This window comes from Collinsella aerofaciens (genome assembly GCF_040920445.1).
GTDB lineage: Bacteria > Actinomycetota > Coriobacteriia > Coriobacteriales > Coriobacteriaceae > Collinsella > Collinsella aerofaciens_BH.
Genome location: NZ_JBCOTQ010000001.1, coordinates 1 through 23140 on the forward strand (window position 1 = coordinate 1; position 23140 = coordinate 23140).

A 23140-nucleotide genomic window follows, 5' to 3' on the forward strand; every position below is an offset into this window, starting at 1 on the left:
GGTTGCAGCCCCCAATCCGAACTGGGGCCGGCTTTCCGGGATCCGCTCCCCCTCGCGGGGTGGCATCCCTCTGTACCGGCCATTGTAGCACGTGTGCAGCCCAGGGCATAAGGGGCATGATGACTTGACGTCGTCCCCGCCCTCCTCCGCCTTGACGGCGGCGGTCCCGCGTGGGTTCCCGGCATCACCCGATGGCAACACGCGGCGGGGGTTGCGCTCGTTGCGGGACTTAACCCAACATCTCACGACACGAGCTGACGACAGCCATGCACCACCTGTATGGGCTCCTCTCGGCCACGGGGTCTCCCCCGCTTCACCCATATGTCAAGCCCTGGTAAGGTTCTTCGCGTTGCTTCGAATTAAGCCACATGCTCCGCTGCTTGTGCGGGCCCCCGTCAATTCCTTTGAGTTTTAGCCTTGCGGCCGTACTCCCCAGGCGGGACGCTTAATGCGTTGGCTGCGGCACGGGGGGATCGTCCCCCCACACCTAGCGTCCATCGTTTACGGCTGGGACTACCAGGGTATCTAATCCTGTTCGCTCCCCCAGCTTTCGCGCCTCAGCGTCGGTCTCGGCCCAGAGGGCCGCCTTCGCCACCGGTGTTCCACCCGATATCTGCGCATTCCACCGCTACACCGGGTGTTCCACCCTCCCCTACCGGACCCAAGCCGCGGAGGTTCCGGGGGCTTCGGGGGGTTGAGCCCCCCGCTTCGACCCCCGGCCTGCCGGGCCGCCTACGCGCGCTTTACGCCCAATGAATCCGGATAACGCTCGCCCCCTACGTATTACCGCGGCTGCTGGCACGTAGTTAGCCGGGGCTTCTTCTGCAGGTACAGTCTTGACTCTTCCCTGCTGAAAGCGGTTTACGACCCGAAGGCCTCCGTCCCGCACGCGGCGTCGCTGCGTCAGGGTTCCCCCCATTGCGCAAGATTCCCCACTGCTGCCTCCCGTAGGAGTCTGGGCCGTGTCTCAGTCCCAATCTGGCCGGTCGGTCTCTCAACCCGGCTACCCGTTGTCGGCACGGTGGGCCGTCACCCCGCCGTCTACCTGATGGGCCGCGGAGCCATCCCCTCCCGTCGGGGCTTTAGCCGGGGTGCCATGCGGCACCCCGGGGTATCCGGTATTACCCGTCCTTTCGGGCGGCTATCCCGGGGGAGGGGGCAGGTTCTCCACGTGTTACTCAGCCGTTCGCCACTCGCTTCCACCCGAAGGTGGGTGCCGTTCGACTTGCATGTGTTAGGCGCGCCGCCAGCGTTCATCCTGAGCCAGGATCGAACTCTCCGTCCAAATATTCTGGGCTTCGAGCCCGTCCGGTCCTCTCAGTTCATCGCTGATCGGTTCCGTTCGATTCATATGGTTCTATTAGATAGGAAAAGGAATTTCTCGGGGCCGCCTCTCGGCGGCCTTGCGAAAAACAAATCCAAGTTAGACCATTTCAAATGGTTCGATGTCTGCCCGGATGCGACACTTGAAGTGTCCATCCTCGCAGTATCCGGTTCTCAAGGTGCACGCCCCGCGGCTGATCCGGTCCGACCGGGCCGCGCGGCAAGGAGATATATTGCCAGACCGGAGGGGCGCCGTGGGCGGGAATCTGGGCGTACACATTTCCTACACATCTTGGAATCCGACTAACGTTTGCCAGCCGTTACCTACCGCTCGCCGAGCATCTCTTTATATAAGGCAGTCTCATGGTTAAAGCGGATACGTCCCCCTAGCTAAAGCACAGCCAGCATCGAGCAACTCATCACGTTCTTCCACCGAGAACCCCTCGGCGTAGACGCGCACCACTGGTTCGGTCCCGCTAGGACGGACCAGCAGCCACGTGTCATCCTCGAATGACAGACGCAAGCCGTCCATATGACTAACGTTTTGCGGCACCTTGCCACAAATCGACTTGGGGTTTACGCCCGGCAGCAGGGTTCGTAACGTTTCGGCATCTTCGGCCTCAAGGCGCAAGTCGCGTCGACCGTAACTCGTCTTACCAAAACTGTCCTCGAGTTGGTCGACCAGAACGCCCAAAGGCGCGTCCGTCTTTGCCATAAGCTCACACAGAATCAGACAGGCGAGGATTCCATCGCGCTCGGGCATATGCGCGGCGATGCCGATACCACCGGCTTCTTCGCCGCCCATGAGGACGCCGCCCTTCTTCATCTCTGCCGCTATATATTTGAAACCGACTGGCTTGACGGTCACGCGGCAGCCAAGCGCCTCGGCAATGCGACGCACGAGCGTCGAGCATGAAAGATTGACGACGACGCGCCCCTCCAAATTACGAAATTGAACCAAGTCGCCCAAAACGAGCGCCATGATCTGATGCGGATGTATATATCTGCCGCGCTCGTCAACCGCGCCGATACGGTCGGCGTCGCCGTCGGTCACCAGGCCAGCGCAAGCTCCGTCCTCGATAACCGTGCGCTCGCAAGCGTCCACCCACGGTTCAACGGGGTCGGGGCAGATATCTTCTTGGTCAGACGCCTGCCCGGCGTGAATCTCGTGCACCTCAACGCCAAGCTCGCGCAGCAAGTCGGCTAGATAGCCCTGGGCTGCGCCGCCCATGGGATCGACAACCACGCGCAGGTGCGCGGCGCGGATGGCTTCGGCATCGACAAACGATGCCACCGCCTGCATATAGTCAGGAATGATATCCGCGGTGCGATATTGCCCCTCGATCCCCATTGGCTCGGGAGCCATGGTCTCTTCGAGCTCTTCGATGACATCCTGGTTGGCGGTCGAGCCGTCACCCATGCGAATCTTGAGGCACAGATAGCCCTGCGGATGATGGGACCCCGTCACCATGAGCGCGCCGCACGCCTCACCGTCATAAGCCGCCGCCCACGTAAGGGCAGGGGTCGGGACAGGTCGCGAAGCGAGCACGGCGTCTAGCCCGTGCGCCGCTAGCACGCCCGCCGCAAGCTCAGCGAACTCGCGCGCCAGGGGCCGGGTATCGAACCCTATATATACCGTTTTGCCCGGATTGGTCTTTTGCCACAACTCGCCGACGGCATCGGCGATACGGGCAACGTTATCGGCAGTGAAGTCCTCATCGACGCGAGCGCGCCAACCGTCAGTTCCAAAATGAATTATCGCGCACACGCGCAGACACCTCACAGTGTTTGGATCATGGTACGCATGGGGTATACCCGCAACATGCACTCGGCAACCTGCCAGCACCAGCATTCACCATTTGGGCAAATGCTGCCGAAGACATGCAGGCAATAAAAAAACTGCCCCGTATGGAGCGGTTTTGCCCTTTATATATCGAGCGCCTCGGCCATCGCTGCCGTAGTGATTGCCGTGGTTCCACAGCAACTGCCCATCATTGCGGCACCGGCATGTCTCCATTCGATGCATGCGCGCGCGAAAGCTTCGGGGTTCTCGTGCCATACGGGGCCATCCTGAGTCTGGACCGGATCGCCTACGTTGGGACGCACCGTAACGGGAGTAGTCGCCGATGCAACCATCCTGGGCACCGCCGCGTTCGCGGCCGCAAGCGAACAGCAATTAACACCAACCGAGTTTGCGCCGTGTTTTTCGGCGTACAAAACGGCTGCCTCGATGTTGAGGCCATCGCCCAACAGGTCGCCTTTATCGTCAACGACAAAACTCACCAGAACAGGCATGCCGTCGGCGGCGTCTCGGGCGCCGGCAAGCATGGGCTGCAAATTACGGATAGACGTCACCGTCTCGATCAGCAGACCGTCAACACCAGCATTGAGCAAGGCGTGCGCCTGTTCGCGCGCAATGCCTCGGATTTCACGATACTCGGCAGAGTCCTCGGCAAACCACTCAATACCGATCGGGCCCATCGAGCCCAGCAGCAGCTGAGGGTGCGCCTGGCGGGCATCGTCGACAGCCCCGCGATTGACCTCCGCCACGGACGGCGCAATCTGGTCGTGCTTGAGGGCATAGCTCGATGCCTGAAAGGTGTTGGTAATGAGCACCTGCGCGCCGGCGGCGACATACAAGCGATGGATACGAGAAACGGTCTGCGGCTCTGCCAGATTCCAAAACGCCGGTGGAATGTCGGCGGCATCGTACTCACTCAACAGAACACTGCCCATGGGACCCTGCGCCAACAAGGTCTCGCTCGACAAGCGGCGCGTAAGTTCCTCGGCACCAAAGCGGTTGTAATAACTCGTATCCATAATATATCCCGCTATTCCTCGACGCTGATTCCCTGCTTTTCGAGATAGGCGAGCCAGCGGTTCATCGTGTCCTCGGAAAGCGCATGCTCCATCATGCAGGCCTCGGAATCGGCTCGCTCAAATTCGACACCGAGCTCCTGAACCAAAAACGTGCGGATGAGGCGATGACGGTACCAGATAGCCGTACCAACCTCGCGGCCACGATCGGTCAGGACTACCTTGCCGTAGTGCGATTGCTCGACAAGTTCGGATGCCTTGAGCGCCGAAACCGCTTTATTGACCGATGCCTTGGAGACGCCAAGGCGCTGCGCGATGTCGACCGATCGCACGCCGTTGGTTTCCCCCTCTTCGCTTTCAATGCGAACCATGCACTCCAAGTAGTCTTCGTTCGCCACCGTCAGATGTAGTTCGCGCGAGCTATTTGTCGTATCCATGATTTTCCGTCCCTTCTGCATTCAATGGCTGATTCTACCCCATCCAAGCGTCGTGGTATGCCGTGGCATACCGTGCTAGAGTTCTTGTTGCACACGACGACCAAGATTGGAGCGGTCTTTATGGAAAACACCACCACGAGCCCCGATGTCCTCGAGCGCTTTTTGCGCTACGTCCAGATCAACACGCAGTCCGAGGATGCAAACTGCGACCAGGTACCCTCGAGCGCCGTTCAGTTTGACCTTGCCAACGTGCTGGCTGAAGAGCTGCGCGAGCTTGGTGCGGAAGATGCCTACGTGACCGAGCACGCCTATGTCTGCGCGCATATCCCCGCAAGTGCGGGCGCTGAGGACAAGCCCGCCCTGGGCCTGATCGCCCATCTCGACACCACCGAAGTTGCACCGGGCGCCGGCGTGAAGCCGCACATCGTACACTACGAAGGCGGCGACCTGGTCTGCGGCACGGTTGACGGTAAGCCCGTTGCCATGAGTACCGCCAAGCTTCCCGCCCTGAACGACCTCGCGGGTGAGGACCTGGTCTGCAGCGATGGCACCACGCTGCTGGGCGCAGACGACAAGGCAGGCGTCGCCGAGATCATGTCGCTTGTCGCGCGTATCGCTCAGGACCCTTCTTTGCCCCATCCCGCACTCGGCATTTGCTTCTGCCCTGACGAGGAGATCGGCCACGGAGCCGAGCTGTTGGATATCGCTACCTTTGGCTGCAAGTACGCCTACACGGTCGACGGCGGCCCCATCGGCGAGCTGGAGTGGGAGTGCTTTAACGCCGCCGAGGCGACCGTCCGCTTTGAGGGCCAGTCCATCCACCCGGGCGACGCTAAGGGCCGTATGGTCAACGCAGGCAATCTGTTCTGCGACTTCAACGCGTTGCTCCCCTACGTGCAGCGCCCGGAGTATACGGAAGGCTACGAGGGCTTTTATCACCTTGAGGGTGTATCTGCGACCGTCGATCACGCCACAGCGCGCTATATCATCCGCGATCATGACGCCGCCAAGTTCCAGCAGAAACTCGACCTTATTGATGCCGCCGCCTCGATGCTCAACCAGCGTCTGGGTGAGGAGCGCGTGACAGTCGAGATTAAGCAGCAGTATCGAAATATGGCCGAGATCGTTCGTGACTATCCCGAGCTTATTGATGTTGCCAAGGAAGCCTACCTTGCCTGCGGCGTTGAGCCCCAAGTGCTGCCGATTCGTGGCGGCACCGACGGCGCTCAGCTGTCGTTCCGCGGTCTGCCCTGCCCCAACCTTTCCACCGGCGGCTATTGCTACCACGGCGTCAACGAGTTCGTCCCGGTCAGTTCGCTCGTCAAGATGACCGACGTGCTCCAGGAGCTCGTCGCCCGCTTTGCATAAGCCTGGCTGCACAAGTCCAAAAGACGAATTGCCCCGTCCTCAACCAAGAACGGGGCGATTTTTTTACTGCAACGAGAATAGGTTGACGCACGCCAGCCTCTTAACGCAAGGAGTGTCCCAAACTGCCGGCACAAAAGGAACGTCCCCAAGTGCCAAGTGTTCCGGCAACGCCGATGTTTTGGCAACGACAGCGTGCGGGTCGCATTTGAGACAAGGTGACGTGAAGCGAAAGGGCGCTGACCTTCTGGTCGCGCCCTTGAAGTTGAACGTCAGATTGTCCAAATGCGGCCCGCGCAGCGTCGAGTCGTTACGGCGTTTGGTAAAACGCCGTAACTCTAGTAGTTGGCTTCGTAGCCGTTGCCGTCGCCGGTGGGCTCTTCGTAGTAGTCCGAATCGCTCGAATCGCTTGAGTCATCGGAATCGTCAGAGCTGACCGATGAGGTTGCGGTACCGTTTGCGTAGTCGTCAGACGTGTTGTTGTTCAGGTCGCCGATCGTAGAGCTGGAACCGTCGGAAAGACCCATGGTGTTGGGACCCTTGGGATCCTTGCCGGCATCGACGCGCTCCATCATTTCCTTGAGCTCGTCCTCGTAGACAAAGACGTAGCTCACACCGTCGATCATGGTGCTGTCGTCGGCATACGAGGGCAGGTTGGCCGAGTAGATGCCGTCGACATCCATACCGCGCATGGCATTGACCGTAGCCACGATATCCTGAACGCTCATATCGGTCACGAGCATATCGGACAGCGAATTAACCAGGCCAAAGATCTTCGTGGCATCGAAGTTATTGAGAATCTGGTTGGCAAGGGCGCCAAGCACCTGACGCTGGTGGCGCATGCGCGTGTAGTCGCCGTCGGCATAGGTGTAGCGGCAGCGGGCATAGGTAAGGGCGGTGGCGCCGTCCATATGCTGCTGACCAGCGGTAATCTTAATATCCAGATGCTCGGGGTCGTCAACATCATCGGTTGCGTTAATGTCGATACCGCCAACCGAATCAATCAGCGCCTGCATACCGTCGAAGCTGACCTCGGCATAGTGGGAAATCTGAACACCGCACAGCTCGTTGACCGCCTCGACCATGGCCTCGGCGCCGCCAACGGTATGGCAGGCGTTGATCTTCATGGTCTCGCCCTTGTACTCGACCTTGGTGTCGCGCGGAACGGAAATGAGCGTCGCCTGCTTTTGCGTGGGGTCGATGCGTGCCAGGATAATCGAGTCGGCACGATACGTATCCTCGCCCGGACGGCCGTCGGTGCCAAGAAGCAGCACGTAGAACGGATCCTTTGCCTCATCGGTGTCAACCAGAACCCGACGCAGATTGTCGGTAATGACATTAGAATCGCCGAGCTTGCCCATAATGGTGGCAAACCACAGGCCGGCAGCGGTAGTGGCACTCAGCAGCACGCCAAGCACGACAATGAGCGCGACGTGACGAATCGTGTGGCTACGACGACGTTGACGAGCGCGCTCGGAATAGCGAGCCACGTTATCGCGACTGTAGATCTTGGCCTGCGCACCAGTTGAGGGTCTTCGGGCGGTGGTATCCGCGAGGGGCTTTTTATTAAACATAGGCAACCTGTATTAGTAGATGACGGGATCGGGGACGGTAGCATGCTCGACATGCGCGCCGAGCGCCTGCAGCTTTTCGACAAACTGCTCGTAGCCGCGCTTGATGTGATGGATGGCCGAAACCTCGGTCGTCCCGTCGGCGATCAAGCCCGCTACGACGAGGGCCGCTCCGCCACGCAGATCGGGCGAGGTAACCTGTGCACCCGAGAAGCCCTTGACGCCATGAATCATGGCATGATGGCTCTCGATACGAATGTCGGCACCCATGCGCACCAGCTCAGAGGCAAACATAAAGCGATTCTCGAAGATGTTTTCGGTAATAACGGAACTGCCGTCGGCAAGGGCGGAGAGCACCATAATCTGCGCCTGCATGTCGGTCGGGAAACCGGGGAACGGAAGCGTCTGGATGTCGACCGGCTTGATACGCTCGGCACGGTTCACATGGACGCCATCTTCGACGCGCTCGCAGTCGATACCCATGAGCTCCATCTTCTTGAGCACCATGCCCAAGTGAATGGGGCAAAAACCCGTGACGTCGACACCGCGATCGTCGGCCATCAACGCACCGGCAACGATAAAGGTACCGGCCTCGATGCGGTCGCCCACCACGCGATGGGTAACGGGATGGAGCTCTTCCACGCCTTCGATAGTCACGACGGGCGTACCGGCGCCGACAATCTTGGCGCCCATCTCGTTGAGCATGTTAGCGAGATCGACGATCTCGGGCTCGCGGGCGGCATTATCGATAACCGTGGTGCCCTGTGCGCGCACAGAGGCCATGATGAGGTTCTCGGTCGCACCGACGCTGGCGAACTCGAGCGTGACGGTGGTACCGCGCAGACCTTGGGGCGCATTAGCGTTGATGTAACCGTGGGCGGTATCGAACTCAACGCCCAGGGCCTCAAGACCAAGAATGTGCATATCGATCTTGCGAGCACCCAGGTTGCAGCCGCCCGGCATGGCAATTTTGGCGCGATGGAAGCGGCCCAGCAGGGGTCCCATGACGGCGGTGGAAGCGCGCATCTTGGCAACGAGCTCGTAGGGGGCCTCCCATGAATCGACCTGAGAGGTATCAATCTCGAGCGTGTGCTCGTCGAGAACATCGATCGTAGCGCCCATGCCTTTGAGCACCTTGCCCATCACGTGGACATCGGAAATATCGGGCACGTTCTGCAGCGTCGTCTTGCCCGGCGCCAGAAGCGTTGCCGCCATGAGTTTGAGCGCGGAGTTCTTGGCGCCCGAAACGGGCACGGAGCCTCCGATGGCGTGGCCACCCTCAACGCGGATAATATCCAAGGTCTACCCTTTCAAAAAGCATGCCCGGGGTGGCTGGGCCATCCCGGGCATGATGTGTTCGCAAATGGTCGAACGCTAAATCGTTTGACTATTGGGCAAGCTTGAGCTTACACCATGCGATTTCATTATAGAGGTAGGCGCGGCGTGCATCATCCTCCGACAAATTACCCAGCTTCTCTTCAAAACCTTGAATATCAGCTTTAAGCTTGTCGGCATCGACGGTCGCCAAATCGCAAGCGCGCTCGGCGAGAACGGTCACGACATCGTCCGCAACCTGGGCATAGCCGCCGGCCACGGCAAACGTGTGGTCGACAGTGCCCATGGCCTTATCGGAAACGCGAACGTAACCGCGGTCGATCGTGCAGATCTCGCTGGAGTGAGCAGGCAGAACGCCAAACTCGCCATCCGTGGACGGAATCGACACAAACGCAGCGTCGCCCTCATAGGCGCAGCTCACGGGGCACACGATGCGGATACGCATAACCTACTTCTCCCCCATCTTGCGGGCGCGCTCGCGCACGTCCTCAATCGTGGAAGCATAGCGGAAAGCCTGCTCAGGCAGGTCATCGGCCTTGCCGTCGACAATCTCGGCGAAAGAGCGGACGGTATCCTCGACGCGGACGTAGACACCGGGGTTGCCGGTGAACTTCTCGGCGACGTGGAAGGACTGCGAGAGGAACTGCTGAATCTTACGGGCACGGTTGACCGTAAGGCGCTGCTCCTCGGACAGCTCGTCCATACCCAGAATGGCGATGATGTCCTGAAGGTCGGAGTACTCCTGCAGGAGCTCCTGGACCTTGACGGCGACACGGTAGTGCTCCTCGCCAACGATCGAGGGATCGAGAGCGTCGGAGGAAGACGCAAGCGGGTCGATAGCCGGGAACAGGCCGAGCGACGAAATGCTACGCGAAAGAACCGTGGTGGCATCGAGGTGCGTAAACGTCGTGGCAGGCGCCGGGTCGGTCAGGTCGTCTGCGGGGACGTAGACAGCCTGGACGGAGGTAATGGAGCCCGTCTTGGTCGAGGTAATGCGCTCCTGGAGGTCGCCCATCTCGGTTGCCAGCGTGGGCTGGTAACCAACGGCGGACGGCATACGGCCCAGCAGTGCGGAAACCTCGGAACCTGCCTGAGAGAAGCGGAAGATGTTGTCGATGAACAGCAGAACGTCCTGGCCGCGATCGCGGAAGTACTCAGCGGTGGTAAGGCCGGCCAGACCGATGCGCAGACGCGCTCCGGGCGGCTCGTTCATCTGACCATAGACCAAGCAGGTCTTGTCGATAACGCCAGACTCGCTCATCTCGAGGAACAGGTCGGTGCCCTCGCGGGTACGCTCGCCGACGCCGGTGAACACCGAGGTGCCGCCGTGCTCCTGGGCGAGGTTGTTGATGAGCTCCTGAATCAGAACGGTCTTGCCGACGCCGGCGCCGCCGAACAGACCTGTCTTGCCGCCGCGGATGTAGGGCTCGAGCAGGTCGACGGCCTTGATGCCGGTCTCGAAGATCTCGGTCTTGGTGGTGAGCTCGTCGAAACGGGGCGCTGCATGGTGGATGGGGTAGAACTCCTCCACCTCGGGCATGGGCTTGCCGTCGACGGGCTTGCCCATGACGTTCCAAATGCGGCCGAGCGTCTTGGGACCAACGGGCATCTTCATGGGCTCACCGGTATCGGTGGCGATGAGGCCGCGCTGCAGGCCGTCGGTCGAGGACATGGCGACCGTGCGGACGACGCCGCCCGGAAGCTGGCTCTCGACCTCGAGGATCGTGCTCAGATGACCGATCGGGGTCTCGGCCTCGACCGTGAGCGCGTTGTAGATCGGGGGCACCGCACCGTCAAACTTGACGTCGACGACAGGACCGATGATTCGCACGATGCGACCATCACCGGCAGTCGTCTTCTTGGTGGCTTCCTCGACCGCAAGCTTTACGGTGTTATTAGCCATTACTGTTCCTCCAATGCTGAGGCTCCGCCGACGATCTCGTTAATCTCGGTCGTGATCGAAGCCTGGCGCACGCGACTATACGTGCGGGTAAGGGTCGAGATGATCGCGGTGGCGTTTTCCGTCGCGGAGTGCATGGCCTTGCGGCGTGCACCCTGCTCGGCAGCCGCCGAATCGATCAAGGCCTGGTAGATGACCGTCAGAATATAAGACGGCACAAGCTTGCCGAGAACATGCTCGGGAGAGGGCACGAACTCGAACGTGGACGAGATGCGCTTAGGGGCGTCGGTCTCGTTCTTACGCGGACCGTGGGCCATAGCGATCATCTCGGGGTCGAGCGGCAACAGATGCTCGACGCGAAGCTCCTGATCCACGCGGTTCTTGGCGTGGTGGTAGACAAGCTCGACACGGTCAAGCTCACCGGCACGATACGCATCGCAGATATGAGAGGAGATCATGCGGGCCTGATTGAAATCGGGCTCAGAGGAGTTGCCCTCAAAGTGCATGACAACGTTTGCGCGGTCACGGAAATACGTGGCCGGCTTACGCCCGCACGCGATGATCTCGCACTCGATGCCGTCGTTCGCCCAAGAAGCGGCGAGCTTTTCGGCCGTGCGCTCCACCGTCGTATTGAAACCGCCGGCAAGGCCGCGGTCCGAGGCAATAACGACAATCAGGCCATGCTTGACGCTCTCATGCTTCTGCAGCATGGGATCGGTGCCCGAACAGGAAGCGTCGCCGGCGACCGTCAACATGACGTCGGTCAGCGCCTCCTTATAGGGCTCGGCCTGCTTGGAGCGATCGAGGGCACGACGGATCTTGGCCGTAGAGACCATCTCCATCGTGCGCGTGATCTGCTTGGTCGTGGTAACCGAGGAGATTCGCTTCTTAATGTCGCGAAGGTTGGCCATAGGGCTTAGTTCTCCTCTGATCCAGTCGTATCGGCATGGTGCTTAGCCATGAACTGCTGCTTAAAGTCGCCGATGACGCGCAGGAGCTCAGCCTTGGTGTCATCGTCAATCTTCTTGGCGCGAACCTTGTCGAGCAGCGAGCCAAAGCCATTGTCCATGTACTCGATGAGCTCGGCACGGAAGGGCAGCACGTCGGAGATTTCCAGGTCATCCAGGAAGCCCTCGTTGCCAGCGAACAGCGTAACGATCTGCTCGCCAACCTCGAACGGCTTGTAGCGCGGCTGCTTCAGGAGCTCGGTCATGCGGGCACCATGGGTCAGCTGCTTCTGAGTAGCCTCGTCGAGGTCGGAGCCGAACTGGGTAAAGCCAGCGAGCTCCTGATAGGAAGCGAGGTCCAGACGGAGGTTGCCGGCGACCTGCTTCATGGCCTTGGTCTGCGCATCGCCACCGACGCGGGACACGGAGATGCCCACGTCGACTGCCGGGCGCTGACCCTGGAAGAAGAGCTCGGACTGCAGGTAGATCTGACCATCGGTAATGGAAATGACGTTGGTCGGAATGTAGGCCGAGACGTCGCCGTCCTGGGTCTCGATGATCGGAAGAGCCGTCATGGAGCCGTAACCGTTCTTCTTGGACATCTTGACGGCACGCTCGAGCAGACGAGAGTGCAGGTAGAAGATGTCGCCAGGATAGGCCTCGCGTCCGGGCGGACGATGCAGCGTCAGCGACATCTGACGGTAGGCCACAGCCTGCTTGGACAGGTCGTCGTAGATGACGAGCACGTGGCCGCCGGGGTTGGTCTCGCTGGCGGGCTTACCGTCCTCGCCGTTGTACATGAAGAACTCGCCGATAGCGGCACCGGCCATAGGCGCGATGTACTGCATAGGGGCGGAATCGGCAGCGGTGGCCGAAACGATGATGGTGTAGTCGAGCGCACCGTGCTGAGCGAGGGTCTCGCGGATGTTAGCGACCGTGGAGGCCTTCTGGCCGATGGCGACATAGATGCAGACCATGCCCTTGCCGCACTGGTTGAGGATAGCGTCGATGGCGATGGCGGTCTTACCGGTCTTACGGTCGCCGATGATGAGCTCACGCTGACCGCGGCCAATAGGCACCATGGAGTCGATAGCGAGCAGACCGGTCTGAACCGGCTCGCACACCGGGGTACGATCGATGACGCCGGGAGCCTTGAACTCGATGGGGCGACGGTGCGTGGCGACGATGTCGCCCAGGCCGTCGATGGGCTGGCCGAGCGGATTGACGACGCGGCCGAGCATGGCACGGCTCACGGGGATATCCATAATGCGGCCAGTGGTGCGGCACTCGTCGCCTTCCTTGATGGAGTCGACGGCACCAAACAGAACGGCGCCGACCTCGTCACGGTCAAGGTTCTGGGCAAGGCCGAAGACGGTCTCACCGGTATCGGAGCTCTTGAACTCCAGAAGCTCGCCTGCCATGGCGCTCTTGAGGCCGGAGACGCGCGCGATGCCGTCGCCTACCTCGTCGACCGTTGAAACCTCATGCGTATCGACCGTCGCGGAGAGGCTCGTGAGCTGCTCCTGCAGTTTCTTGGCGATATCCTGGGCATTGAGGGTTTCGGACATTAGGCTTCACCTCCGTACGAATTAGCAGAGTTTGCGAGGGTCTCCTGCGCGATGCGCAGCTGCGTCTTGACGGAAATGTCACGACGCTCGCCGCGGGCCTCGAGCACCAGGCCGCCCACGATAGACGGGTCGACCTGCTCGATAAGGAATACCTTGCGGCCGAAGTCCTGCTCGCATTTCTTAGTGATGGTTTGACGCAGCTCGTCGTCGAGCGGGATCGCCGTGGTGACGGTCACGCCCACTACATCCTCGTCTTCCTCGGCAACATACTTAAAGGCAGCTGCCACCTTGGGAAGAAGGTCGAGCTGGTCGCGCTTGGACATGGTGTCGAGCACGGCGATGATCTCGGGGCTGGCAGAAGCCAAGCGCTCGACCATCTCGAGGTCCTCGAACACATGGTTCTCGGCCTTGGCGGCTTCCAAAAGGGAGCGCGCGTAGGTCTCGAGCACCTTGTCCTGATAGCGGCTAGTCGGCATTCAGGCTACCTGCTTCCTGGATGTAGCGCTCGATGAGCTTCTTCTGCTCGGCATCGTCCTCGAGTGCCTCGCCCACGATCTTGGTGGCGACGGCAACGGACAGGTCGGCGATGGAGCTCGCGGCACCGGCGTAGATGGACTTGCGCTCGTCCTCGACGGTCGTATGGGCCTTGGCGATGATCTCCTCGGCCTCCTTATGAGCAGCCTCGATGATACGGGCACGCTCGGACTCGGCGTCCTTACGGGCCTCGAGAACGATGTCGGCAGCCTGACGACGGGCGTCGGTGACGATCGAGTCGGACTCAGCGCGCTTGGCGATAGCCTCCTGCTTGGTCTTCTCGGCCTCGTCGAGGCTCTCCTCGATCTTCTTGCCGCGCTCCTCCATGGTTTTCATGATGCCCGGCAGGGCGACCTTGGCCAGCACGATCCAGATAATCAGGAAGGCGATAAGCGCCGGGATGAACTCCGCCATCTTAGGGATGAGGATGTCCGCACCGGCGGCGCCGTCCTCGGCGAACGCGGAAACCGGCATGAGCAGCGCGGCCGCGGACGCGGAGAGTGCGATCGCGCTCTTCTGGGATGAAAGATTCATACTTGACGCTCCGTGCTATTTAACGATCAGCGCGACAACGAAGCCGATCAGAGCCAGAGCCTCGCCGAAAGCGGAGCCCATGATGAAGACGGTGAACACGCGGCCCTGGACCTCAGGCTGACGGGCCATAGCACCCGTAGCACCCAGAGCAGACAGGCCGATAGCAAGACCAGCGCCGATAACACCGAGACCGTAACCGATAACTCCCACGATTCCTCCTTTGTCGTGCGTGTCTTATTTCACGCAGGATAACCTTTTTATAACTGCCGGGCTCCATGGGTACGGGCACCGGCGGTTTAACGAATTGCCTTACCTTTAAGGCACGAACGGAAGACTACTCCTCCTCCGCGACCTCCTCTGCCTCGGAGACATACACGGCGGTAAGGACCGTGAAGACGTAAGCCTGGATGGCGCCGACCACAAGCTCGATCGCATAGATCAGGATGAGGATGGCAAGCCAGGCTAGCGAAGGCAGGGCGCCGACGGCGTGGGCCGCGGAAACCTGCTGAAGCAGCGGCTGCATGAACATGCTCGCCATGATGGCGAACGAGCCCATGACCACGTGTCCTGCGAACATGTTGCAGAACAGACGGACGGCGAGCGTGATGAGGCGCAGGAAGGTCGAGAAAAGCTCGACGACCCACACGAGCACGTTCATCGGGAAGCTCACGCCCTGCGGGGCGAGGCTCTTGATGTAGCCGATCACGCCGTGAGCCTTGCATCCGTAGTAGATGAAGTACACAAAGGCGAAGATGGCGAGCGCGGCGGTGGAGCCGATTGCGCCGGTGCCGGGCTTCATTCCCGGGATCAGGCCGATCATGTTGTTGATCAGGATGAACAGGAAAAGCGAGCACAGGAACGGGAAGTGCTTCTTCCAGTTCTCACCCACGACGCCCTTGCCGATATCGTTCTCGACGTACTCGATGATGTACTCGAAACCGTTGACGAAGAAGCCCTTGGGAACCAGGGTCTGCTTCTTCTTGAACACGGCCAGGACGATCAGGAGCACGATCGTGGAGACGATCAGCCAAAACGAGTACTGCGTGATGCCGCAGCTCAGATCGCCCACGACAGGGGTGGAGCTGAACTCGCTGACCAGATGATTAATCTCATCAGGCAGCTTTTCAAAAATTTCCACGACTTACCTTTCGACCTCATGAGGATCTCGCAGCGCCTTGGCGACGCGAACCGTGCAGGCGGCCATAAAGGCCACGAAGCCGATCGCCTCGCCCAGGAGGAACATGCGAAATGCCTCTCCGAACAACACAAACACAACCAAGGTAAAGACGAGCAGGGCGATTGCCGAGACCGCCAGACTCACCATACCCTTGAGCATGTCCGCATTCTGTTTATCGTCAAGAACCGGCTTGAGCGTAAAGACAAAGGGAAGGAAGGCAATTGCGCCCGCGATGGCGCCTGCAACGATAGCGAGCAGATCGGCTATCTGAAACACTGGCGTCCTCACTTTCCTTTTTAACGCTTCACAGAACAGTTCCCGCCAAACATTGGTGACTATTGTACGAGCCAATCGCTAAAGTACAACCGAAAAAGCATCGGTTAATACGCACCTGTTCGTTTTCTTAAGACCTTCTTTATGCCGCAGGTACGGTAATACGTTTTTCTCGAACCCTGCAGGGCAAAACGTCCGTTAACAGGAGTGCGCGCGGTCGCCTTTTGTTCGTCCGCGCGCACCGTTTCTTCGTATTTGCAGCCGCGGCCATCTTAGCCCAGCGACTAGAGCGTGCCGTAGATGCGGTCGCCGGCGTCGCCCAGGCCGGGAACGATGTAGGCAGCCTCGTTGAGATGGTCGTCGATGGCGCAGGTATAGATATGCACATCAGGGTCCTTCTCAGTCAGCGACTTGAGGCCCTCGGGGGCCGCGACGATGCACAGCATGCGGATGTCCTTGACACCGCGCTCGCGCAGGTAGCTAATGGCCATCTCGGCCGAACCGCCCGTGGCGAGCATGGGGTCGACGACCAGGCAGATGCGCTGGTCGATATCCTTGGGCATCTTGCAGTAATACTCGTGCGGCTCGTGGGTGACCTCGTCGCGCTCCATGCCGATGTGGCCCACGCGAGCGGAGGGCACCAGGTCGAGGATGCCGTCGACCATGCCAAGGCCCGCACGCAGGATGGGCACGATGGCGAGTTTCTTGCCGGCGAGCTGTTTGAACGTGGCGGTAGTGATGGGGGTCTCGACCTCGACGTCTTCCATAGGCAGGTCGCGCATGGCCTCGTAGCCGTCAAAAAGTGCGAGTTCGCGCACGAGCTGACGGAACTGGTTGGTGCCGGTGTTTTTGTCGCGCAGGATCGACAGCTTGTGCTGGACGAGCGGGTGATCGACAAGCGTCACACGGGACGCATCGTAGGTGACGGTCATGGATTGATTGCCCCTTTCGTTGCGGCCGCAAAACGGCCTTGCTGACAAGGCGTGCAGCAATGTTGCCGCCGCACGCCATGCATTAGTTTAGCGGTTTGTTGTATCGAGCAGCCCATCGCAGCCCTACTGTGCGGTGCTGAGCGAGCGCCTGACTGCATCACGCCAGCCCGCAAGGTTTTGCTCGCGGCGCTCGGCGGACATGTGGGGAAGGAAGGTCCTAACGATCTGGGCATTTTGCTCCAGCTCCTCCAGGTCTTCCCAATAGCCGACGGCAAGACCCGCCAAGTACGCGGCACCGATTGCCGTGGTCTCCACCGTCTCGCATTGCAGCACGGGGATATCCAGCAGGTCGGCCTGGAATTGCATGATGAACTCGTTGCGCGAGGCACCGCCATCGACGGACAGGCGCTCAATCGAAAGCCCCACGTCCTGCTCCATGGCGCGCAGCACGTCGTAGCTCTGATATGCCATGGATTCGCAGGCGGCACGTACGATGGTCGCACGGCTCGAGGCGCCGGTCAGACCGCACACAATACCGCGGGCATGCGGGTCCCACCAGGGAGCACCCAAACCCGCAAAGGCGGGAACGAAGTAGCAGCCCTCGTTGTCGCTAATCGAAGCGGCGAGTTGTGCCGACTCGCTCACGCTCGAGATGATGCCCATGTTGTTGCGAAGCCAGTTCATCGTTGAGCCGGCGGCAAAAATAGAGCCCTCGAGCGCATAGCTGACTTTGCCGTCCGCAGCGATACCGATGGTGGAGACCAGGCCATTCTTGGATTCGACGATCTCGTCGCCGGTGTTCATGAGCATAAAGCAGCCCGTGCCATAGGTGTTTTTGGTCTGGCCGGGACGGAAACAGCAGTGACCGAACAGCGATGCCTGCTGGTCGCCCGCCACACCCATGATGGGCGGCATGTTGGTCATGATGTCGCTCGCGACGCGGCCGTAGTCGCCCGAGCTCCAGCGAACCTCGGGCATCATGGAACGTGGAACGTCAAAGAGCGCCAGCAGGTCGTCGTCCCAATCGAGCGTATGGATATTAAAGAGTGCCGTGCGGCTGGCATTGGTGTAGTCGGTGGCAAAGACCTGGCCGCCGGTGAGGTTGTAGATGAGCCAGGTGTCGATGGTGCCAAACATGAGGTCGCCCGCCGCCGCGCTCTCGCGTGCGCCGTCGACGTTGTCGAGAATCCACTGCACCTTGGAGGCCGAGAAATACGGGTCAAGCGTAAGTCCCGTGCGGGAGCGCACCAGCTCCTCGCAACCCTGTTCAACCAACGCGTCGATCGCCGGCGCGGTACGACGGCACTGCCATACGATGGCGTTATAGATGGGCTGGCCGCTCACGCGGTCCCAGACCACCGTGGTCTCGCGCTGGTTGGAGATGCCGATGGCGGCGATGCGGTCGGAATGGATACCGCTCTTAAACTGAACCTCCATCATCACGCCGATCTGGCTGGCAAGCACCTCCGTGGGATCCTGCTCCACCCAGCCGGGGCGCGGGAAGCTGGTTTTGACGCTACGACGCGCCTGGGCAACGATGCAGCCGTATTCGTCGACAATGGCCGCGAGTACCGAGGTAGTGCCGCAGTCGAGCGCCATGATGTAGGAACCGCCAAAGTTAAACGAGGCATCTTCCATGCCCAGGCTGCCCAGATTCAAAGACATCGCTTACACCCTTCTATTGCATCGGGTCGGACAGGACCCGCTCGATCTCTGATGCGGGAAGTGCGCCTTGGCGCAGGATCTGGAGCCCGCCGTGCTGGAACGACACGATGGTCGAGGCGTCGCGACACGGGGCCTCACCGGCGTCGACGGCAACATCGACCCCCTCCAGGATGCGACCCTCGACGGCGGCAAAGCTTGCCGGCGAAGGCGCGCCGTGCGTGTTGGCGCTCGTGCAGGCAAGGGGACTGCCGCAGGCGCGGATGAGCGCTTGGACCACGGGAGAGGCCGAAGCGCGCAGGGCCACGGTGTCGTCGGCAGCGCGCATAAAGGTCGGCACGCAGGGGGCTGCCTTGACCACGATAGTCAGGGCTCCCGGCCAGCATCGTCGCGCGAGTACGCGGGCATCTTCCGGGATATCCACGCCATAGCGGTCGAGTGCTTCGACGCCATCGACCAGCCAAGCGACGGTTTGCGTGAGCTCACGTTGCTTGAGAGTGAAGATACGGCGATAGCCGGTGCCGAGCGCAGGAACTGCGGCGCCATTGACGGCAGCCTGCGGATCGCGCGGCCACGATGGGAATTCGCTTGTATCTTGGGGCACGGCGTCCGAGAAGGCGTTGACTGCCACGGCAACACCGTAGACGGTCTCGGTCGGAATCAAGGCCAGTCCGCCGCGGCCGAGCACCTCGGCCGTGCGCTCGACGGCAAGCCGATGCGGCTCGCGCGTTCCCTCGTATACCCGATAGACCGTCTGCATGTGTATGCCAGCCCCTTACGCTCCGGTGCAAGTTTGTTTACTGTGGGGCATTCTCGCACGAAACATTCAACCTATTTGCCCAGAGCGCATGTTGGTTTGGTGAGCGGCTCTAGTAGTCGGTGAAAGTGAGGGGGTTAATTGAAGATTTTTAGCGCGCAAGCGTAACGGTACGATCGGGAAACTCGATGCTTGCAACCAGTTTTCCGCCGAGGCTCTCTGCGTACCTGCTCAGCGTGTCGAGCCTCATCGAACCCAACTCCCCACGCTCGAGCTCGGATACACGTTTTTGAGAAACGCCCATCGACTGGGCGACCGACGCCTGTGTTAGATCTTTTAACCTGCGAATCTGAGCAAGCTTATAGGCTTCGATACGATCGCGAGTCCTCTCCTGCTCGGCGGTAATGGAGTCGCGTGTTATCCCGCGAGATTCCATATACTCATGCAGTTCCATCTCGATCGAGCCTCCTTACGTGGCGACGGTATATTTGCTCGGCCCTTGGAATGTTGATCGCATACCAACCGTTCCATTTTGCCCTCGACGATCCCGCTCGCGACTTATCACCCGCCAATAGCAATACCGCCTGGCGCTTGGGGTCAAAGGCGAAGAGGATGCGAATCACCTGCCCACCACACGACGTCACTCTCAGCTCCTTTAAATGATGAAGCTTCGAGCCCTTTACGCGGTCAACCAGCGGACGACCAAGGCTGGGACCTTCCTTCTCGAGCACCAAAAGGTCTGCATAAATCTGCTTCAGCGTAGCTTCATCCTGCTCATCAAGCCAAGGTTCAATGTAATCAAGCACGATACGGTACCGATGCAGCTGATTTGACATACCTTTCTCCTTCTATAGTAGAAGTTTTACGGTATATTGCAAGGACAAACTTGCGCAAATGTCTATTTATTCAGCTTAAATACGCTGTTTGGGCTCGGTGACGATGGCTCGAACGATGCGGGGACGATCGGTGAGGTCGTGGACGATACGCACGTCCGAAAGGCCTGCTTGACGACAGAGCTCGGCCGCGGCGTCGAGCGCGCCCTCGTAGAGCTCGCAGGCAAACAGGCCGCCGGCACGCAGCATGTAGGGCGCCGCGTTGAGCAGGCGGCGGAAGATATCGAGACCGTCGGCACCGCCCTCGAGCGCCAGATCGGGCTCAAAGTCCTTGACCTCATGCGGCAGCGAGCGCATGACATCGGTGGGGATGTAGGGCGGGTTGGAGACGAGTACGTCAAAGGTGCCCCACTCTTCGCGGGGAATGGAACTCACCAGGTTGGTGAGGCTGAAGGCGACCTCGTCGGACGTGAGGCCAAGCGCATCGCGGTTTTTGGTAGCAAGGTCGATGGCACGCGGCTCGATATCGGTAGCAGTGCAGGTAACGTGCCCGCGGCGCTCCCAGGCAAGGGAGAGCGAAATGCAGCCCGTGCCGCAGCCGACCTCGAGAACGCGGGCAGTGCGGGGCTCGGCTGGGGCAGATACGTTAGCCTCGGCGGCATCTTGCGCGGGAGTCGCCTGTTGGTCGTTGTCCTCAATGGCGATGCCGTATTCGTCGAGCTCGGGCTCGGGGGTTTCCATGGCCTCTGCTTCTGCCGCTTCGGCTTCTGCTGTCTGCGCGGCGGCTTCCTCGGCCTCGCGGTCGGCCAGTTCCTCGGCATAGGCGCGGCTACCCAGTACGTCGCCGCCTAGCGCCGCCTCATCGGCAGCCGTCAGGTTAGCGGCGCGGCGCTCGGCGGTCGCCCGTTCGTCTGCCAGCGCGGCCTCGGCCTTGCGTGCCTCCTCGACCTCATCGTTCCAAGGCAGCTCAACACGCTGACGGGCGGCAGCCTCGGGGCTCAGCACCTCGGCATCCAGATAATTGAGGACTTCCTCGACGAGCATCTCGGTCTCGGGACGCGGAATGAGCACGCCGGGGGCGCACGCGACGTCAATCATGCGAAACTGCGTGCTGCCGGTGATGTACTGTAGCGGTTCACCTTTAGCGCGACGAACAACGGCCGCGTGCATGGTCTCGAGCTGGGCCGCGTTAAGCGTCTCGTCCATGCGCATATATAGGTCGATGCGTGTCAAACCCGTGGCAGCGCAGAGCAGCCACTCGGCAGAAAGACGGGGGTGCTCCTCGCCGCGCTCGGCCAGGTACTCCTTGGTCCACTCGAGACAACGCTTGATGGTCCAAATCTCGTTTGCCATGGGGCCCTCCCCTCTTAAGCGCCGGGCGGCGCGCGAATGTCGGAGCAGATTGTACGCGAGGCCAGCGCTTGGCAAGGGACGATTGAAGGCGATTATCGAGAATCAGCCCAGTTTTTTGCTTGGAACCTGCCTGAAGTGCTCATTCGTCGACGTCAAAATCTGCATTTGTCAAGCTTTTGGCAAGGTTGCCCCAAAACTGACCAATATCTAACCAAGAACTTGCCAAATCACTTGACGCGCGACGCATCAAAAAATGCACTGCGACTTCTCGGACGCTTTTTCGAGCATTATTTTCAATAGCAGATGAATGCCGCTAATTTCTTTGAGCAGGTAGCCGGCTTAATAGCCATCAAAGCCGATTAAATAACATCTCAAAGCAATGTGCCCAACCTAGTCGCTTAAGAACGTCCCCAATGACTACATCAAGGCGCCGCAGGTTGAGCATAAGTCAGCGAAAACGCCCCTAAGCGAGCAAGGTGACGTGAAAGAGGAGGGAAGCGTACTTCGGTACGCGACCGACGATTGAACGTCAGATTGCCGCTTAGGGGCGGTTGCAGCGTCGAGCCGTTACGGCGTTTGGTAAAACGCCGTAACCTAAACCGCCTGTGCCAGCTTCTCGGCTCGCTCGGCGGCGGCGAGTGCCTCGATGACGGTGCCGAGCTGGTCGCCCAGGAGGACGCCGTTGTAGGTGGAGTTGAAGCCGATACGGTGATCGGTCACGCGGTCCTGGGGCTGGTTGTAGGTACGGATCTTCTCGGAACGGTTGCCGTGGCCGATCTGGCTCTGGCGCTCGGCACCGAGCTCGGCCTGCTGCTTCTCGAGTTCCATCTCGTACAGACGGGCGCGCAGCATCTGCATGCAGACCTCGCGGTTCTGGATCTGGGAACGCTGCTCCTGCGACTGCACCACGGTGTTGGTGGGCAGGTGGGTGATGCGCACGGCGGAGTAGGTGGTGTTAACGCACTGACCGCCAGGGCCGGAGGCGCAGTAGGTGTCGATGCGCAAGTCGGACTGGTTGATCTGGACGTCGATTTCCTCGGCCTCGGGAAGCACGGCGACGGTAGCCGTTGAAGTCTGGATGCGGCCCTGGGACTCGGTCTTGGGGACGCGCTGGACACGGTGCACGCCGGACTCGTACTTCATAACGGAGTAGACGCGGTCGCCCTCGACCTTGAACTCGATGGACTTGAAGCCGCCGGCCTCGCTGGGGCTGGAATCGAGCACGGTGGTCTTCCAGCCACGCGACTCGCAAAAGCGCTGATACATCTTGTACAGGTCGCCGGCGAAGATGGCCGCCTCGTCGCCACCGGCGGCGGAGCGAATCTCGACGATGGTGTTCTTGTCGTCGTTGGGGTCGCTCGGAATGAGCATGTACTTGATGTCTTCCTCGAGCTGGGGAAGCTTGTCCTCGTTCTCGGAGATGTCCATCTGGAGCATCTCCTTCTCGTCCGCATCGCTGGTGTCGCGGAGCATCTCCTTGGCGGCCTCGATGTCATCGAGCGCGCCGATGTACTCGCGCGAGGCAGCGATGAGGTCGGACTGGTGTGCGTACTCCTTGTTGAGACGCGTGAACTCCTTGATGTCGGAGGCGACGGCCGGGTCGGAAAGCTTCTTCTCGAGCTCCTCGTAGGCCTTAATGATCTTTTCGAGCTTGTCGCGCATGGCGGGACTCCTTTATGTGCGTGAAGGCGAAAATCGGCAGAGTTGATGGGGCGCGCGGCGCCACTGCGGGGGTAAGCCCAGCTAGAACATGTCGATCTTCAGATACATGCGCATCCCTTCGCGTATGGGGTACATAGTTGCGGTCTAACTCATACATGAT

23 protein-coding genes and 1 rRNA gene are annotated in these 23140 nt (G+C 60.4%); 2 read left to right on the forward strand and 22 right to left on the reverse strand.

Translation table 11 applies throughout. The annotated features are described in order from the left end of the window. From AB5405_RS00005 to AB5405_RS00020, 4 genes are all read right to left on the reverse strand, one after another. Positions 1-1285, reverse strand: a 16S ribosomal RNA gene (locus AB5405_RS00005); the annotation flags it as partial. A 405-nt stretch (positions 1286-1690) separates the two neighbouring features. Then, a complete protein-coding gene (locus AB5405_RS00010; protein WP_161145479.1) occupies positions 1691-3091 on the reverse strand; it encodes a phosphoglucomutase/phosphomannomutase family protein in 1401 nt (466 codons plus the stop codon). 158 nt (positions 3092-3249) lie between these two features. After that, a complete protein-coding gene (locus AB5405_RS00015; RefSeq protein WP_195240155.1) occupies positions 3250-4143 on the reverse strand; it encodes a homocysteine S-methyltransferase family protein in 894 nt (297 codons plus the stop codon). 11 nt (positions 4144-4154) lie between these two features. Continuing rightward, complete coding sequence (locus tag AB5405_RS00020) at positions 4155-4577, reverse strand: metal-dependent transcriptional regulator (RefSeq protein WP_035138800.1); 423 nt, start codon at positions 4575-4577, stop codon at positions 4155-4157. A 120-nt stretch (positions 4578-4697) separates the two neighbouring features. Between AB5405_RS00020 and pepT the strand changes: the two genes are divergently transcribed. Beyond that, a complete protein-coding gene (gene pepT / locus AB5405_RS00025; protein WP_368137131.1) occupies positions 4698-5945 on the forward strand; it encodes a peptidase T in 1248 nt (415 codons plus the stop codon). Positions 5946-6280: 335 nt separating this feature from the next. Here pepT and AB5405_RS00030 read toward each other — a convergent pair whose 3' ends face one another. The 17 genes from AB5405_RS00030 to AB5405_RS00110 form a co-directional block, all read right to left on the reverse strand. Continuing rightward, entirely contained in the window at positions 6281-7516 is a 1236-nt protein-coding gene (locus AB5405_RS00030; protein WP_006235722.1) for an LCP family protein, read from the reverse strand. Positions 7517-7528: 12 nt separating this feature from the next. Then, positions 7529-8812, reverse strand: a complete 1284-nt coding sequence (gene murA / locus AB5405_RS00035; RefSeq protein WP_035138796.1) for a UDP-N-acetylglucosamine 1-carboxyvinyltransferase — start codon at positions 8810-8812, stop codon at positions 7529-7531. An 88-nt stretch (positions 8813-8900) separates the two neighbouring features. After that, positions 8901-9293, reverse strand: coding sequence for an ATP synthase F1 subunit epsilon (gene atpC / locus AB5405_RS00040; protein ID WP_006235718.1), 393 nt, complete (start codon positions 9291-9293; stop codon positions 8901-8903). Positions 9294-9296: 3 nt separating this feature from the next. Next, positions 9297-10751 carry a F0F1 ATP synthase subunit beta gene (gene atpD / locus AB5405_RS00045; RefSeq protein WP_006235717.1) on the reverse strand — a complete coding sequence of 485 codons (1455 nt, stop codon included), beginning with the start codon at positions 10749-10751 and terminating at the stop codon, positions 9297-9299. Then, entirely contained in the window at positions 10751-11659 is a 909-nt protein-coding gene (gene atpG / locus AB5405_RS00050; RefSeq protein WP_006235716.1) for an ATP synthase F1 subunit gamma, read from the reverse strand. The genes atpD and atpG overlap by 1 nt, the downstream gene beginning before the upstream one ends. Before the next feature lie 5 nt (positions 11660-11664). Further along, positions 11665-13263: a F0F1 ATP synthase subunit alpha gene (atpA, locus tag AB5405_RS00055; RefSeq protein WP_368137133.1), complete on the reverse strand. Its 1599-nt coding sequence runs from the start codon at positions 13261-13263 to the stop codon at positions 11665-11667. Beyond that, a complete protein-coding gene (locus AB5405_RS00060) occupies positions 13263-13739 on the reverse strand; it encodes a F0F1 ATP synthase subunit delta (protein ID WP_035138792.1) in 477 nt (158 codons plus the stop codon). Before AB5405_RS00060 ends, atpA begins: the two co-directional genes overlap by 1 nt. Beyond that, a complete protein-coding gene (gene atpF / locus AB5405_RS00065) occupies positions 13729-14331 on the reverse strand; it encodes a F0F1 ATP synthase subunit B (protein WP_006235712.1) in 603 nt (200 codons plus the stop codon). Before atpF ends, AB5405_RS00060 begins: the two co-directional genes overlap by 11 nt. A 15-nt stretch (positions 14332-14346) precedes the next feature. Then, a complete protein-coding gene (locus AB5405_RS00070; RefSeq protein WP_022094262.1) occupies positions 14347-14541 on the reverse strand; it encodes an ATP synthase subunit C-like protein in 195 nt (64 codons plus the stop codon). 124 nt (positions 14542-14665) lie between these two features. Continuing rightward, the gene (gene atpB / locus AB5405_RS00075; protein ID WP_022094263.1) at positions 14666-15469 is read right to left on the reverse strand and encodes a F0F1 ATP synthase subunit A; all 804 of its coding nucleotides are present in this window, start codon (positions 15467-15469) and stop codon (positions 14666-14668) included. A gap of 3 nt (positions 15470-15472) precedes the next feature. Continuing rightward, complete coding sequence (locus AB5405_RS00080; RefSeq protein WP_022094264.1) at positions 15473-15784, reverse strand: hypothetical protein; 312 nt, start codon at positions 15782-15784, stop codon at positions 15473-15475. Positions 15785-16065: 281 nt separating this feature from the next. Then, on the reverse strand, positions 16066-16713 hold the full coding sequence (upp, locus tag AB5405_RS00085) for a uracil phosphoribosyltransferase (RefSeq protein ID WP_040359658.1): 648 nt from the start codon (positions 16711-16713) through the stop codon (positions 16066-16068). Positions 16714-16836: 123 nt separating this feature from the next. Continuing rightward, positions 16837-18378, reverse strand: a complete 1542-nt coding sequence (gene glpK / locus AB5405_RS00090) for a glycerol kinase GlpK (protein ID WP_117877415.1) — start codon at positions 18376-18378, stop codon at positions 16837-16839. Positions 18379-18391: 13 nt separating this feature from the next. Further along, entirely contained in the window at positions 18392-19135 is a 744-nt protein-coding gene (locus AB5405_RS00095; protein WP_368137134.1) for an L-threonylcarbamoyladenylate synthase, read from the reverse strand. A gap of 148 nt (positions 19136-19283) precedes the next feature. Further along, entirely contained in the window at positions 19284-19586 is a 303-nt protein-coding gene (locus tag AB5405_RS00100) for a helix-turn-helix domain-containing protein (RefSeq protein ID WP_006235701.1), read from the reverse strand. Next, a complete protein-coding gene (locus AB5405_RS00105; protein WP_022094268.1) occupies positions 19573-19968 on the reverse strand; it encodes a type II toxin-antitoxin system RelE/ParE family toxin in 396 nt (131 codons plus the stop codon). The genes AB5405_RS00100 and AB5405_RS00105 overlap by 14 nt, the downstream gene beginning before the upstream one ends. A gap of 75 nt (positions 19969-20043) precedes the next feature. Continuing rightward, the gene (locus tag AB5405_RS00110) at positions 20044-21318 is read right to left on the reverse strand and encodes a N5-glutamine methyltransferase family protein (protein WP_368137136.1); all 1275 of its coding nucleotides are present in this window, start codon (positions 21316-21318) and stop codon (positions 20044-20046) included. A gap of 36 nt (positions 21319-21354) precedes the next feature. Between AB5405_RS00110 and AB5405_RS00115 the strand changes: the two genes are divergently transcribed. Then, positions 21355-21618, forward strand: coding sequence for a hypothetical protein (locus AB5405_RS00115; RefSeq protein ID WP_368137138.1), 264 nt, complete (start codon positions 21355-21357; stop codon positions 21616-21618). A gap of 294 nt (positions 21619-21912) precedes the next feature. On the opposite strand, the gene prfA is transcribed toward AB5405_RS00115, so the two are convergent. Next, complete coding sequence (gene prfA / locus AB5405_RS00120; RefSeq protein ID WP_368137139.1) at positions 21913-22980, reverse strand: peptide chain release factor 1; 1068 nt, start codon at positions 22978-22980, stop codon at positions 21913-21915. Positions 22981-23140: the final 160 nt, after the last annotated feature.

Bases quoted from the DNA above. Each gene is read 5' to 3' on its own strand.
- upp (WP_040359658.1), bottom strand. From the start codon at position 16,713: ATGACCGTCACCTACGATGCGTCCCGTGTGACGCTTGTCGATCACCCG.
- atpF (WP_006235712.1), bottom strand. From the start codon at position 14,331: ATGAATCTTTCATCCCAGAAGAGCGCGATCGCACTCTCCGCGTCCGCG.
- atpG (WP_006235716.1), bottom strand. From the start codon at position 11,659: ATGGCCAACCTTCGCGACATTAAGAAGCGAATCTCCTCGGTTACCACG.
- AB5405_RS00100 (WP_006235701.1), bottom strand. From the start codon at position 19,586: ATGGAACTGCATGAGTATATGGAATCTCGCGGGATAACACGCGACTCC.
- AB5405_RS00030 (WP_006235722.1), bottom strand. From the start codon at position 7,516: ATGTTTAATAAAAAGCCCCTCGCGGATACCACCGCCCGAAGACCCTCA.
- glpK (WP_117877415.1), bottom strand. From the start codon at position 18,378: ATGTCTTTGAATCTGGGCAGCCTGGGCATGGAAGATGCCTCGTTTAAC.
- atpA (WP_368137133.1), bottom strand. From the start codon at position 13,263: ATGTCCGAAACCCTCAATGCCCAGGATATCGCCAAGAAACTGCAGGAG.
- AB5405_RS00110 (WP_368137136.1), bottom strand. From the start codon at position 21,318: ATGGCAAACGAGATTTGGACCATCAAGCGTTGTCTCGAGTGGACCAAG.
- atpC (WP_006235718.1), bottom strand. From the start codon at position 9,293: ATGCGTATCCGCATCGTGTGCCCCGTGAGCTGCGCCTATGAGGGCGAC.
- AB5405_RS00095 (WP_368137134.1), bottom strand. From the start codon at position 19,135: ATGCAGACGGTCTATCGGGTATACGAGGGAACGCGCGAGCCGCATCGG.
- atpD (WP_006235717.1), bottom strand. From the start codon at position 10,751: ATGGCTAATAACACCGTAAAGCTTGCGGTCGAGGAAGCCACCAAGAAG.
- AB5405_RS00060 (WP_035138792.1), bottom strand. From the start codon at position 13,739: ATGCCGACTAGCCGCTATCAGGACAAGGTGCTCGAGACCTACGCGCGC.
- prfA (WP_368137139.1), bottom strand. From the start codon at position 22,980: ATGCGCGACAAGCTCGAAAAGATCATTAAGGCCTACGAGGAGCTCGAG.
- AB5405_RS00020 (WP_035138800.1), bottom strand. From the start codon at position 4,577: ATGGATACGACAAATAGCTCGCGCGAACTACATCTGACGGTGGCGAAC.
- pepT (WP_368137131.1), top strand. From the start codon at position 4,698: ATGGAAAACACCACCACGAGCCCCGATGTCCTCGAGCGCTTTTTGCGC.
- AB5405_RS00115 (WP_368137138.1), top strand. From the start codon at position 21,355: ATGTCGGAGCAGATTGTACGCGAGGCCAGCGCTTGGCAAGGGACGATT.
- AB5405_RS00015 (WP_195240155.1), bottom strand. From the start codon at position 4,143: ATGGATACGAGTTATTACAACCGCTTTGGTGCCGAGGAACTTACGCGC.
- AB5405_RS00105 (WP_022094268.1), bottom strand. From the start codon at position 19,968: ATGTCAAATCAGCTGCATCGGTACCGTATCGTGCTTGATTACATTGAA.